Below are 13,043 nucleotides of genomic sequence, written 5' to 3' on the forward strand. Positions count from 1 at the left end.
CACCCAGCCCCCACTTGGTCACCTGCTCGACAGCAGATCTTCACGTGACCTCGCGCCGTACCGGCGATATGGTCTAGACCAATCGAGTGCGGAGGTGGGAACGATCGTGCAGGTGTCCACGGTGGACGAACTGATGGTGCTGCTGGCGAACGGCGCGGACGTCTGGGATATGCCGGACCGCAGCGGCGATCCGGTCGACATCCTCGATCACGACCGGCAATGCGCGGAACTACTGCGTATGCAGTGCCCGGACGACGAGGAACTCCAGGTGGCCGGACTGGTGCACGACATCGGCCACCAGCTCGTCCCCGGCGACGACGCGGGCCATGGACGCCACGGCGCCGCAGCGATCCGCGGGCTGCTCGGCGCGCGGGTGGCGCGGCTGGTCGAGCTGCACGTCGTCGCGAAACGCTATCTCGCGGCGACAGATTCGGCGCATGCCGCGGGACTGTCGCCGTCCAGCCGCCGCACCCTGGTGGCGCAGGGCGGCCCGATGGACGACGCGGAGATCGCGGCGTTCCGCGCCGACCCGGACTTCGAGTCCGCCCTCACCCTGCGCCGCGCGGACGACGCCGGGAAGGTCGTCGGTCTCGCGGTCGCGCCGCTGGCGTCCTGGCGTCCGGTGCTCGATCGAGTCGCTGCCCGGCCCGGCTAGCTCCTATTCGCGCATCACTTCTGTTTTCCCGCACCCGATTTCGCAGGCCAGAGCGGGTGTGGGAAGGCAGAACGGGTGCGTCAGTGGCCCGCGCCGAAGTAGTACAGCTCGAAGCCGACCGCGTGCGGGGCCGGAAATCCGTCGATCGGGCCGGTGGCGCGCTCCACGATCGCGCGCACCTGCTCCTCGATCGGTTCGGCGCTGAGCACTTCCAGGTAGCGGCGGTGCTCGGACAGCGAAGCCTTCGCCTGGTCGACGTGGGCCGTGACGTCCACGGCGTGCGTGGCTTTCGGGCCGGCCACCGCGCCCCAGCGCGCCGACCACGGCGGCTCGGTGAGGTCGGGAAAGATCCACTCGTTGCCCGCGTCGGCGATGGCGTCCAGTGCGGCCCGGCCGACGGCCCGATGGTCGGCGCTGTTGGCGAAGCCGGGCGCCCAGGTGTCACCGAAGTTGAACAGCACCACCAGTTCCGGTCGATGGCGGCGGATCGCTGCCGCCAGGTCGCGGCGCAGCTGCAGGGTTTCCTCCACCCGGCCGTCCGGGTAGCCGAGGAATTCGACCTGACCCACGCCGACCGCCGCGGCGGAGGCGATCTCCTCGCCCTCGCGCAACGGGCCCGACTCCGCGGGCGGCAATCCGGCGATACCGGCCTCGCCGCTGGTGACCAGGACGTAGCGAATGTCCTTGCCCTGTCCCGTCCACCGGGCCACGGCGGCGGCCGCGCCGTACTCGATGTCGTCGGGATGCGCCACGATCACCAGCCCGCGCTGCCAATCCTCGGGTACTTGCTCCACGGAACCCCTCTTTCGGATGAGTCAGGCCAGCGTACGCAAGTGGGCCGTGCGCTCCCCCCATCTGGGGAGCGCACGGCCCATCGGTCGGTCGGCGCGCGACTTCGCTCGCGCTACCCGGTGGCATCCCGGCCACACCTGGTTCCGCCGACCTCCGCCCGCACCGTGACTCCGCAGCGCCCGACGCGCGCTGAAGCCACTGCGCGGCCGGAAACTACAACTTGCTCACGGTGGACTTGTCCGAGCCCGCCACCGCCTTGTAGAGCAGGTACAGCCCGAACACGATGGCGCTGATCACCAGGATCGGGAACAGCCCCTTGATCAGCGCACCGATGATGGCCAGCGCGATCCAGACGACCGCGACGATACCGATGATTTTCCAAAGCATTGCCAGCCTCCGAGGTCTCGTGAACCGCCCCTCCGACGATCCGACATGTTCCATGCTGGCACCTCGGTACTGAGAAATCACCAGGTCAACGCCGATATCCGGGGAAAATCAGGGTTCACCCTGAGCCCGGATCACCCGTTGGTCGCGCGCCGCCGCCGCGGCGACCGTGGCCGCCGCGAGCGCCACCGTCATCACCGCCGCCATCGGAGCCGCGCCGCGTGTGCCGAAAAGGCCCACGAGCGGCGAAGCCACCGCACCGAACAGGAACTGCCCGCCACCCAGCAACGCCGACGTAGCGCCGGGCGCCGCCCGACCACGCTGCTGTGCGAGGGTGACCACGGCGGGGAAGAAGACACCGAACGCGGTGAGGGAGAAGAACAGGCAGAGCCACGTGACGGCGAGTGCACTGCCGACGGTGATAGAAACGGCGAACAGCACGGCGGACCCGGCCAGTGCGAACGCCGAGCTCGCCACCAGAAGCGTTGCCGCGGACCAGCGTTTCACCAGTCGGCCGTACCCGAGGCTGCCCGCCATGTTGCCCACGGCGTTGACCCCGTAGACGAGGCTCGCCGCGGCGGGCGTGAGCCGGTGGACTTCCTGGAAGACGAAGGTGGTGCCCGCGATATAGGCGAAAACCGCTGCCCCGCCGAAGGATATGGCCAGCACCGGACCCAGGATGTCGCGCCGGGCGAGGAGTTCGGCCATGGCCCGCAGCCCCGCGGCGACGCCGCCCGCCGAACGCGCCTGCGGTGGCCGCGATTCCGGGATCCAGCGCCACACCCCCACGGCCAGCACCGCGCCGAGCGCGGCGAGCACCACGAACACGGCCCGCCACGGAAACACCAGTAGCAACGCGCCTCCGGCCAGCGGCGCGAGAATCGGTGCGGCGGCGGTGATCGCGCCGAGCCTGGCATACACGCCGGCGAGATCGCGATCGGCGAAGAGGTCGGCGACGACGGCACGGGCGAGCACGATGCCCGCCGCACCGCTCACGCCCTGCCCGAACCGGGCGGCATCGAGGACCGCCATCGTCGGCGCCGCCGCGCAGACCACCGAGAACACGACGAAACAGGTTGTACCGCACAGCAATACGGGGCGACGGCCGACCGCATCGCTCAGCGGCCCCAGCATCAGTTGACCGGCAATGATTCCCGCCAGGAAGCCGGTCAACGACAGTTGCGCGGCGGCCGCATCGGCGCCCAGCGACGTGGCCAGCTCCGGCAGTCCCGGCACGTACATATCGGTGGCCAGCGGTGCCGCACCGCTCAAACCGGCCAGCACCGCCAAAAGCCGAATCCGCTGCCCGGCACGCAGATTCGTCGAGTCCGAAACATCGGTCCGCACGTACCGCATCACAGCGCGGGCGCCGCCCCGGCGGTCCGGGCGGCCGGTGGCCTGGCGCCGCCGGTCTCGGCGGCGGCCAGCTCTCGCAACAGATCCGCGGCGATGCCGAGCACCGCACGTTCGGCATCGGTCCGCGTATGGCGCAGCGCGGCGGCCAGCCACGCGTTGCCGTCGCGCACGTGCTCCCGCAACGCTTCCCGGCCGCGGTCGGTGATCACGATGTTCTGCTGTCGCGCGTCGGTGTCGCTGCGCGAACGGCGAATCCGGCCGTGCTCGTCGAGTTCGTTCAGCACCCGGGTGAGCGACTGTGGTTGCAGCCCTTCGATGGCCGCCAATTCGGACGCGGAGAGCGGGCCGCTGTGTGCGAGGTTCGCGAGTACCGACGCGGCCAGGCGCGGGAGCGGCCGTGCGCTGCCGGGTTGTTCGGCGCGCAGCCGCGAGGCCAATCGCGACACCGCCCACCGCAGCGACTCGGCGACGCGCAGATCGTCCTCGGTGTATTCACCCACATCGACCATAGTTCCAAGCTAAAGCTTGGTATCTGTCGCGTCAAATGGTGGTTCATACGAGAATATACTAAGTTGATGCTTTCCTTATGATGAGATCAGTCCGCACAGGACAGCGGATGGAGCCCGGTTATCCGGACTCCACCCGTGCCGATGCGGCGGTTACCGGTCGCGCCTGCGCTGGCGATCCTTGTCGATGCCCTCGGCCTCGATCCGCTCCTTGCGGACCGTGCCGGAGACCGTCTCGGAGTCCTCGACCTGATCGACGGCCAAGCGGACGCGTTCGACCGGGACGGTTTCCTTGTTGACAGTCACCCGCTCCTCGTGCAGGGTCACCTCGCGTTCCTGCTCGCCGATGTCGGCCCGGCCCACGGCCGACGGGTCGGTGATCGGCTCGCGCTCGATCCGGACCTCCTCGTGCATGGTCGGCACGGTGACGGACTGCTCCTCGGTGACCACGTACTTGTGCAGCCGCGCGGTGCCGGCTTCCTCGGTCTCCTTGCCGACGGCCAGTCGCTCCTCCGAGCGCACCAGGCCCGCGGCCTCGTCGGGGCGCATGCCGCCGCGCATCTGCTGCTTGCCGCCCATGTCCCAGCCGGCCCGATTCGGGTCGATGTGGTAGTGCGCGAACAGTTCCCGTTCGGACTCGGCGCTGATCAGCCCGTCGTGATCGAGATGCGGCGCGCTCTTCACCTCCGCCTTCTCCACCCGGACCTGCAACGCCTCCGGGTCGTGCCGCAACTCCGCACCGGCCAGCGGGACCAGTGAGTCGTCGCTGAACATGCCGGTGGAGACGGCCACCCAGGTCGGCGAGCCGGAGGTGTTGTCGACATAGACCCGCTTGACCTTGCCGATCTTGTCACCGCCCTGATCGAGGACGGCACTTCCGATGAGTTCTTCCAGCATTCCGGTCATGGTTTCGATTCCTCCGCGTGCATTCGGTGCGGACGCAGGCCGACACAACACGACCCGGCTGCCGCATTCGATGAAAAATATTCAGGCACTTGTCTTGTGCTCGGACTGGTCGAGATCATCGGCGAGGCGCCTGGACCGCCGCGTGCGGCGGACCGGATCTGCGACGTTGCCCCAGGCCAGATATCGGCTGATATCGAGCCGCTGCGTGTCCTGGTCGATCGCGGACTTTCGGTAGGCAATATCAAGCATTGTCTGCTCCTGCCCTTGTAGTGAAGATTCCCGATCTCGTGTCCGAGGTCAGGCCGATCAGCTACACGATGGCAACTACCCGGGTCCGCGGGCCCCAAACACCTCGGCGCAGAATCGGCGATCGACCGGGGGAACAGCGGCGACGCCGCCGGACGCGCCCGGCGACAGGACCCGCGCGCATCGCGCGCCGAAGCCCGGGCATACTGCGGGGAATGTCCGCGAACGGCGTCGCTCGGGACCGTCGGATTCCGCTCTCCCGGCCGTGACCTGGTTCAGTGTACGGTTGTACTCTGATCTTGCGGTAGCGCTCGATGGAGCGGAAGTCGAAGGGATGGTCGGCCGCCTGATGGAAAACGAACTCGCACAAGAACTCGCCGCCGCGGCGCGCAGGCACGGCGGCGCCATCGCAGGCATCGTGGGCGGTGCCGCTCGCAAAGCATCCTGGGAAGTACTCGATCTGATGGCCGAGGGCCGCGAGCTGGTGGGGGCCGCACTGCGGGCCCGCGCCGAGGAGCTGCGCCGGCGGGACCGGCTGCGCTGAGGCGCGGGAAACCGGCCGGTTCGAAACCGGTAAAAGAAGATGCCATCCGGTACAAAATGACGAATACCCTTGGCAGCCAGGCTGCTTGATGATTCAATCCGACGCATGGGGATTCGCCGGCTACTCGCCATGGCAGGCGTGGCCGTCACGGATCTGCCGGGCGCGTACGCGATTCCGGGACAGATCCGCCGCATCGGCTGTGTCGAAGACCATCAGGCCGTCGCCGTCGGGCTGGCCGCCATCCTGTCCGAACAACCCGACCTGACCGTCGTCGCCATGGCCCCGACGGTCCCCGAACTCCTCGCGCAGACAACGCAATTGGATCTCGCCATCTTGGATCTGCGGCTCTCGGACGGCTCCAGCCCTCGCGCGAACGTCGAGCTGCTGCGCGAACACGGCATCGACTGTCTCGTCTACACCACCGGCGACTGGCGCGACCTGATCCGCTCGGCCGCCCAGGCCGGCGTGCTGGGGGTGGCTCTGAAGAGCGACCCGGCCGAGAAGACCACGGCCATGGTGCGGGCCGCGGCCTCCGGGCGGCATGTGGCCACGTCGGTGTGGGCCTCCGCGATCGACAGCGATCCGGCCCTGACCAATATCGATCTGCCGCCCCGGCAGCGGCAGGTGCTCGAGCTCTACGCCAACGGTGAGACCGCGGCGTCGGTGGCGCGCAAGCTGGAGCTGTCCGAGCACACGGTGAACGACTATCTCGCGCGCATCCGCCGCCGCTACGCCGAGGCGGGACGCCCGGTGCGCACCCGCGTGGACCTCTACCGCGAAGCCACCCGGGACGGATTCATCGGCAGGGAACCACGGGAGCGATGATCGGCGCGCACCGGCCCGCCGACTCCGAGGCGCAGCGCGGCGCCGAGGCGAAGCTGGTGCGCGGTGCGAGCCTGTTCGTCGGCTTCGGCGGCGTGTTCTACGCCGCGCTCACGGTGACGACCGCGCTCGCGCAGACCTCGCTGGCCGCGCCGTGGTGGACACCCGTCGCCTTGATCGCGGTCTATCTGCCGACCGTGGTGATCGCCGTGGCGGCCGCACGCTGGCGGATGACCCTCGTGCGGCGGGCCGTGCTCGTGTTCGCGGCGGGCTACGCGCTCGCCGCGCTGAGCTGGCCGCTGCTGCGCACCGGCGAGATCGTCGCGCCCGAGCAGTATCTGTGGTTGGGCTGGATCCCCGGTTTGCCCGCCGTCGCCATGTGCCTGTTCTGGCGGCTGGCGCCGTTCGGGTATCTGGCCGGCGCGGCGGTCGTCGCGCAAGTCGACGTGATGCTCGCCCGCGGGCCCGCGGTGCACAATCCGCTGCTGCCCGAAATGCTGTTCGCCTTCACGTATTCGGCGTTCCCGTGCGCCGCCTGCGTGGTGCTGGTGCGGATCGGCCGGGTGCTCGACCAGACCAGCAACTCGGCGCTGGCCACCGCCACCGCGACGGCCGCGGCGGCGGCCCGGCGCTTCGAGCGGCGGCGGTTCGACGCGCTCACCCACGACGGCGTGATCGCGACCCTGCTCGAGGCCTCACGCACGGCGAACTCCCCGATCCTGGCCCACTACGCGCAATCCACGCTGCGCAATCTGGCGCGGCTGCGCTCCGGCCTGCCCGCCCAGGACGACCTCGACGTCGATCTCGTCGTCGCCGGAATCCGGGCGGCCGCCGCCGAGGTGGACGATCGGATCCCGCTGCGCGTCGCCCCGCACGACGGCGCCGACCTCACCGTGCCGCCCGAGGTGGCGACCGCACTGGCCGCGGCCACCGGCGAGGCGCTGCGCAACTGGAAGAAGCACGCGTGCTCGCCGGTGCGCGAAGCCGCGTGCGAGGTGACGGTGACCGCGACCCCCGCCGACATCCGGGTCGACGTGGTGGACGACGGCGTCGGCTTCGACCCGGACACGGTGCCGCCCGACCGGCTCGGCCTGCGCGCGAGCATCATCGATCGGATCGCGCAGTTGCCCGGCGGCTGGTCGGCCATCGAGTCCACACCGGGGCGCGGCAGCCGGGTGAGCGTCGGGTGGGCGGCATGACGACGCTGCGACGACTGGCGCACCGGTGGCGCGGCACGACGATCCGGCGCGACAGCGATCCCGCGGACGTGCGCGACATCCTCGGTATGCGCACGCCCGCGGCCTACCTGCTCTGTGGCCTGTTCGCGGTGTCGATCTATTCGATGGCATTCGCCGCCGACGACGGCATCCGGCACCTCTGGATCACCGGAGTGGCGGCCACGATCATCCTGGGCGCGGGCGTCGGCATGCTTCTCGCCCCCGGCGACCCGCTCCCCCGCCGCCTCGCGATCCCACTGGCCGCCGCCGCGCCGGTGGGCACGACGCTCGCGCTCTGGCAGCTGCCGGTGCCGATGGTCAACTCGACCCAGATCTGGTTCCTCGGGGCCGCTTCGGCGTATCTCAACTTCCTGTGCGTGCGCGGCGCGGCGAGCTGGGCCTGGGTGGCGATGGTTTGCCAGATCGCGACCTGCGTCGCTTGGACGACGGCCACCGGTCAGGGGCCGCTGCTCGGCGCCGGGTTCTCCTTCATCAACATCACCCCGTTGCTCATGGCCACCTTCTTCGCCAAAGTCGTCCGGCCCATCGCTCATTCGATCTTGAGCCTGCGCCGGCAGGAAACCGAACGGGCCGCGGCGGAGGCGGCCGCACTGGCCGCGCAAAGCGAGCGTGACGCGCGCATCGCGCGACTGGACAGTGCCGCCCGCCCGCTGCTGGAGATCATCGCGCGCGGGCGCCCGCTCACCCCCGAACAACAGCAGGAGTGCCGGCTGGTCGAGGCGCAGCTGCGGGACGAGATCGTGGGCGGGCTGATGGTGAATCCGGCGGTCGCCGCGGCGGCGCGCAGCGCGCGAGCGCGCGGTGTGCGAGTGGTGCTCGATGATGGCGGGGGCCTCGACGAGGCCTGCGACACGGTCCGCGACACGGTGCGCACCGTGCTGCGGGACGCGCTCGACTATGCGGACGGCGGCGAGATGAACGCGCGCGTTCTACCACCCGGCCGCACGAATGTGGTCTCGATTCTGTTGCGGGACAAGGACGAATTGCGCATCGACGTGAGTGCGGCCGGGGTGGTGCGCTCCGACCTGGATGTCCCGCACGTGGTTAGCGGAGGCAATCAAGCCCCCTGAACTGCGGGCTGATTTGTGGGGAATTTCCTGATTGTTTGCCGCGGCATAGAGTCGGAAGACGATGTCCGGCGCAGGATTCCGAGTCGTTCACCCCCGCGGAGACCAGCCGGAATCATTGCATAAAGGAAGTATCAATGATAGCCGCAACTTCGCATTCCCTCCCTCTCTCGATCGTCCGGCCGCATCCACTTTTCCCGGCCGCCCCAGCTGTACCGGCGCACCACTGGCCCGACGCCGCCCTCTCTGCCCGCGAGCGTGAAGTGCTCGTCACCTGGGTGCTCTGTGATTCCAAAACCGATGTGGCACAGCGCCTGTACCTCTCACTGGGCACCGTCAACACGCACATCACACGGATCCGCGCCAAGTACGCCGCCGTCGGCCGCACCGCCAACACCAAAGCGGCCCTGGTGGTCCGCGCCCTCCAGGACGGCCTGATCGACCTGGACGAACTGTAGATCCGATCCGATGAGCTGCCGGGAGCAGGCGGGGCTGCCCCGGTCCGGACCCGCTGCACGGCGATGAGGGCCGTGCGGCGGTCGACCGCGCACGGTGCGCAACGGCGCGCACCGCACGTGGCCACTAATCCGACGATCGAATGACTCAGCGACCCGTCACCCGCGTGCCCTGACGAGCAATGGCGCTCGCCGACCGAGTCCGGCGCCGAACAACGAAGCTCGGCGCTGTAGGTTTCGCGGCGCCGCGGCGAGCCAGGTTCCGCAGTCGCGCTTGGTTCCGCAGTCAGGCTGGTTCCGCACCCTGAGCCGAGCCAGAGGTTTCACGGCCGGCGCCGAGCCAGAAATTTTCCCAGCCGAGGCGGAGCCAGGTTTCGCACCCGAGGAGGGCTAGGTTTCTGTCTCGAAGTCCCATCCTGCACCTGCCTAGTTCGGTATACCTGCCGCGGGAGTTACCGGGATAGTGCTGAGCACGTCGTGTGCCGTACCCGGCTTTAGGCGCACGTCAGGCGCATGAGGCGGGTTCCAGCGTGGTCGTCTGGCTGTGGTTGCGTCTCGAGCGGCTTGGGAAAAGAGAGGGGCGGTTGAGTAGCGGACCGGTTGGTGTGGACCAAGCGACAGATAGGTTGGGGTCACAGAGGTTTCGTACTGTTCACAGGGGCTGTAGCTGCTGTGAACCGTACGGAAGGTCTGTGACCCCGCGACTCACCCAGCAAACACGCCGAGCCACAACCCCACCCACCCGAAACCGCTGACACCTCGTCAAGGAACTCTCGAAAACAGCACCACAGCCAGACGACCACACCGGAACCCCACCCCCGCGCACCTGACATGCGCCTAAAGCCGGGAACCCCACCCGACGCGCCCAGCACCATCCACGTAACTCCCGCGGCAGGCACACCAAACTGGGAAAGTCACACTTCGGCAGCCAGCCAACAAGCCCGAACGCAAGCAAACCAAGCGACAGTTACCCCCGTGTCGACACGCGAAAGCCGCACACCTGCACCACTTCTCGGGATCCACACCCCTTCTGGCCGCCCAGAAAAGGTGTAAATCCCGAGAAATGGTGCAGATGCCACGAAGCGGGCGGCGCCGGTGCTGCCCTGTTGGAAGAAGGCGGGACGCCCGTCGAAGTGGACGGAAACATGAGCTCAACGATGGAACCCGGTGCCGAACGACGATGCTCGGCACTGTAGGTTTTCGCGGCCGGGGGCCGAGCCAGTTTTCGCGGCCAGTCTAGGCACCGCAGCCAGACCGGGCCAGGCTTCGCGGCCAAGCCAGATTCCACGGCCAGGCCAAGCCAGGTTTCGCGGCCACGGCAGGTTCACGGTTGGGCTAAGCCATGTTCACGGCCGAGCCGAGTCGAATCTTCTGGCCTGCGCCCCGTTTTCGCACCCGAAGCAGTGCCGCACGCTACGGCCGAGCCGGCTGCCCGCAGCAGCCGGGATGATTCAGTTCTGGCCGGGGTGGGTGAGGGGGGACTGCTGATCGGCGACCTCGGTGAGGGCTTGGGCCCAGCCGTCGAGACGGTCGGCGGCGTGGCGCAGGTCGGCGACGATGGCGTCGAAATTATGCCGTAGCACAGCACTTTCGGGGACCGCGAGGATGCGGCCCGCGGCGGCTACCACCTGCTCGTACTCGGCGACGCCGGTATCGAGGCGGGCGAGGGCGAACTGGAGATTGTCGGTGAGGCCGACGGCGGCGGGGGAATCCGAGCGGCCCATGGCGCCGAGTGCCTGCTCCATGGCGGTCACGTCGGCGGCGAGCGCGTGCAGGGCGGCGGACCCGGAACCGGCGGTCTCCAGCATGTCGCCGAGTTCGTCGTCCGGCAGCCGGTTGCCGCGCGCGATCTGCGCGCCGAGGCCGTGCAGCGCGCGTTCGGCGCGCACCAGCCGGGTGATCGGACCACGCGCGCGCGACCACAGCGGTGGCTGCTTACGCGGAATGAAGGCGGCCTGCGGCAGCGGCGCGCCGCGCAGGCGCAGATAGCGACGGGCGCTGAGTGCGGTGCCGGTGACCAGCGCGACCGCGCCGCCACCGATCACCACGACGATCCAGGCGGGCGCCGAGATGACGGCCAGACCGACGGCGCCGGCGGTGGTGAGCCCACCGGCGGTACCGAGCTGGAAGCTGCGGCGGCGCGCCCGGCGCCTGCGGCGCAGCTCCCGTTCCCGCGGGTCGGCCCAGCGGCGCACCGCGACCAGCGCGTGCTCACCGACCTCGCGCAGGCTGTCGGGCAGGCTGCCCGGTTGCGGTGCCAGCGCGGCCTGGGCCCGCACGATCGCGGCGTCCCGCTTGCGGCCCGGTCGCGCTTTTCCGGACTGACTCATGCCTGTTCTTCTCCCACTGGTAGCGAGGATCGGACCGGCACGGTCCCGGCCTGGCCGACGGCCGGCCGACCGGGATTCCGTGTGCCCCACAGTGAACCAGCTGCCACCGACACAATCCTCGCCGTGCGTCCGAACCGCTACTGCTGTGCGGCCTGACCCTTGTTCATCTGCGGCTGTGCCGGATTGGCCTGGGCAGGCGCGGGATTGACGGCGGGCTGGGCCGCGCCACCCGCGGGCAGCTGATCGCCGCGCATCGACGCGCGGATCTGCTCGAGCTTGCTGTGCCCGGCCATCTGGATGCTGGCCTGCTGCACCTCCAGCATGCGACCCTGCACCGTGTTCTGCGCGAGCTCCGCGGAACCGAGCGCGTTGGCGTAGCGCCGCTCGATCTTCTCCCGCACCGCGTCCAGGCTGGGCGTGGTGCCCGGCGCCGACAGGGTCGAGTCCATCTGCTGCAGCGACGCGGAGACCTGCTCCTGCATCTTGGCCTGCTCCAGCTGGCTCAGCAGCTTGGTGCGCTCGGCGACCTTCTGCTGCAACAGCATCGCGTTCTGCTCGACCGCCTTCTTGGCCTGGGTGGCCGCCTGCAGCGACTGGTCGTGCAGCACCTTGAGGTCCTCGACCGACTGCTCGGCGGTGACCAGCTGCGCGGCGAACGCCTCGGCCGCGTTGGTGTACTGGATACCCTTTTCGGTGTCGCCCGCGGCGGTCGCCTGGTCGGCGAGCATGACCGCCTGGCGCGCGTTGGCGTTGAGCTTCTCGACCTCGTCGAGCTGCCGGTTCAGTTTCATTTCCAGCTGACGCTGGTTGCCGATGACCGACGCGGCCTGCTGCGAGAGGGCCTGATGCTGGCGCTGGGCTTCCTCGATAGCCTGCTGAATCTGGACCTTCGGATCCGCGTGCTCCTCGATCTTCGAATCGAAGAGGGCCATCAGGTATTTCCAGGCCTTGACGAACGGATTAGCCATCGATTGATCCCGCCTCCATCTGACGTGCCGCGCTCGGCGCGACTCCAGTGCGCGACCGTCACGCACTCGATATGTGCCTATCCTCCACCATGCGGCAGGTGGGCCGGGATACCCAGCCCAACCAGACGCCTTATAGAGAATCTATCCGCTTTCGGCGCCGGTCCGCAGCGTTGCCACGGCTGCCGCTTACGTCGGTTGTCACATGCCCTTCACCAGGACCAGCATGTCGGCCTTCGGTGCGGGTATGACGATTCGGGTGTCGACCGCCAGCGGCAGCGGGCGTCCGGCGGCCCCGGCCACCGACAGCGCGGCGCTCGCCGGTGCCAGCGCGGGCTCCGGAGCAGGCGTGTCCTGCGCCGGCGCGGCCGCGGCGGGCGCGGCTTCGGCGCCCTCGGCGGCGGACTGCTCGACCTCCGCGGGTGCCGCGGCGGCCCCCGCCGGGGTCTGGGTCGGCAGGCCGTCGGCACCCGCCATGATCGTGCTCACATCCCAGAGCACCCGCGACAGCGGCACGTCGAGGGCCGCGCAGATGGCGGCGAGCAACTCACTGGATGCTTCTTTACGGCCTCGTTCGACCTCGGACAGGTAGCCCAGACTCACCCGTGCGGAGGTCGAGACCTCGCGCAGCGTCCGGTTCTGGGCGAGACGAGCACGCCGCAGACTGTCCCCGATGGCCTCTCGCAGCAGCGTCATCTCGTTCTCCTTCGCTCCCTGTCAGGGGACCTGCGCGGTACTCACGAGTGCCACGCACGCCGTTCTTTCTCGCACAACGTC

The 13,043-nt window shown here is 69.3% G+C and carries 15 protein-coding genes; 6 read left to right on the forward strand and 9 right to left on the reverse strand.

Features of this window, described 5'->3' with window-relative positions; all coding sequences use genetic code 11:
- The first annotated feature begins 94 nt into the window (after positions 1-94).
- A complete protein-coding gene (locus O3I_RS30215) occupies positions 95-655 on the forward strand; it encodes an HD domain-containing protein (protein WP_014986819.1) in 561 nt (186 codons plus the stop codon).
- Between the two features lie 80 nt (positions 656-735).
- On the opposite strand, the gene O3I_RS30220 is transcribed toward O3I_RS30215, so the two are convergent.
- The 6 genes from O3I_RS30220 to O3I_RS45710 form a co-directional block, all read right to left on the reverse strand.
- Complete coding sequence (locus O3I_RS30220) at positions 736-1,449, reverse strand: PIG-L deacetylase family protein (RefSeq protein WP_014986820.1); 714 nt, start codon at positions 1,447-1,449, stop codon at positions 736-738.
- Between the two features lie 211 nt (positions 1,450-1,660).
- Positions 1,661-1,834 carry a hypothetical protein gene (locus O3I_RS45705; RefSeq protein WP_014986821.1) on the reverse strand — a complete coding sequence of 58 codons (174 nt, stop codon included), beginning with the start codon at positions 1,832-1,834 and terminating at the stop codon, positions 1,661-1,663.
- A gap of 108 nt (positions 1,835-1,942) precedes the next feature.
- The gene (locus O3I_RS30230; RefSeq protein WP_041562966.1) at positions 1,943-3,187 is read right to left on the reverse strand and encodes a multidrug effflux MFS transporter; all 1,245 of its coding nucleotides are present in this window, start codon (positions 3,185-3,187) and stop codon (positions 1,943-1,945) included.
- Positions 3,187-3,696, reverse strand: a complete 510-nt coding sequence (locus O3I_RS30235) for a MarR family winged helix-turn-helix transcriptional regulator (protein ID WP_014986823.1) — start codon at positions 3,694-3,696, stop codon at positions 3,187-3,189. Before O3I_RS30235 ends, O3I_RS30230 begins: the two co-directional genes overlap by 1 nt.
- A gap of 150 nt (positions 3,697-3,846) precedes the next feature.
- The gene (locus O3I_RS30240) at positions 3,847-4,599 is read right to left on the reverse strand and encodes a PRC and DUF2382 domain-containing protein (RefSeq protein ID WP_014986824.1); all 753 of its coding nucleotides are present in this window, start codon (positions 4,597-4,599) and stop codon (positions 3,847-3,849) included.
- 81 nt (positions 4,600-4,680) lie between these two features.
- The gene (locus O3I_RS45710; RefSeq protein ID WP_156055100.1) at positions 4,681-4,848 is read right to left on the reverse strand and encodes a hypothetical protein; all 168 of its coding nucleotides are present in this window, start codon (positions 4,846-4,848) and stop codon (positions 4,681-4,683) included.
- 346 nt (positions 4,849-5,194) lie between these two features.
- On the opposite strand from O3I_RS45710, the gene O3I_RS30245 reads away from it, so the two are divergent.
- The 5 genes from O3I_RS30245 (at position 5,195) to O3I_RS30265 (ending at position 8,974) form a co-directional block, all read left to right on the forward strand.
- A complete protein-coding gene (locus O3I_RS30245; RefSeq protein ID WP_141691625.1) occupies positions 5,195-5,389 on the forward strand; it encodes a hypothetical protein in 195 nt (64 codons plus the stop codon).
- Between the two features lie 129 nt (positions 5,390-5,518).
- Positions 5,519-6,214 carry a response regulator transcription factor gene (locus O3I_RS30250; protein WP_014986826.1) on the forward strand — a complete coding sequence of 232 codons (696 nt, stop codon included), beginning with the start codon at positions 5,519-5,521 and terminating at the stop codon, positions 6,212-6,214.
- The gene (locus tag O3I_RS30255) at positions 6,211-7,410 is read left to right on the forward strand and encodes a sensor histidine kinase (protein ID WP_014986827.1); all 1,200 of its coding nucleotides are present in this window, start codon (positions 6,211-6,213) and stop codon (positions 7,408-7,410) included. The genes O3I_RS30250 and O3I_RS30255 overlap by 4 nt, the downstream gene beginning before the upstream one ends.
- On the forward strand, positions 7,407-8,519 hold the full coding sequence (locus O3I_RS30260) for a hypothetical protein (protein WP_237748160.1): 1,113 nt from the start codon (positions 7,407-7,409) through the stop codon (positions 8,517-8,519). Before O3I_RS30255 ends, O3I_RS30260 begins: the two co-directional genes overlap by 4 nt.
- 134 nt (positions 8,520-8,653) lie before the next feature.
- A complete protein-coding gene (locus O3I_RS30265) occupies positions 8,654-8,974 on the forward strand; it encodes a response regulator transcription factor (RefSeq protein ID WP_081594183.1) in 321 nt (106 codons plus the stop codon).
- A 1,448-nt stretch (positions 8,975-10,422) separates the two neighbouring features.
- Here the strand turns inward: O3I_RS30265 and pspM are convergent.
- The 3 genes from pspM to O3I_RS30280 form a co-directional block, all read right to left on the reverse strand.
- Positions 10,423-11,301: a phage shock envelope stress response protein PspM gene (gene pspM, locus O3I_RS30270; RefSeq protein ID WP_014986830.1), complete on the reverse strand. Its 879-nt coding sequence runs from the start codon at positions 11,299-11,301 to the stop codon at positions 10,423-10,425.
- Positions 11,302-11,438: 137 nt separating this feature from the next.
- Positions 11,439-12,269, reverse strand: a complete 831-nt coding sequence (locus O3I_RS30275) for a PspA/IM30 family protein (protein WP_014986831.1) — start codon at positions 12,267-12,269, stop codon at positions 11,439-11,441.
- A gap of 198 nt (positions 12,270-12,467) precedes the next feature.
- Positions 12,468-12,962, reverse strand: a complete 495-nt coding sequence (locus O3I_RS30280) for a helix-turn-helix domain-containing protein (protein WP_014986832.1) — start codon at positions 12,960-12,962, stop codon at positions 12,468-12,470.
- Positions 12,963-13,043 lie beyond the last annotated feature (81 nt).

Source organism: Nocardia brasiliensis ATCC 700358 (assembly GCF_000250675.2).
In the GTDB taxonomy this organism is placed as follows: Bacteria; Actinomycetota; Actinomycetes; order Mycobacteriales; family Mycobacteriaceae; genus Nocardia; species Nocardia brasiliensis_B.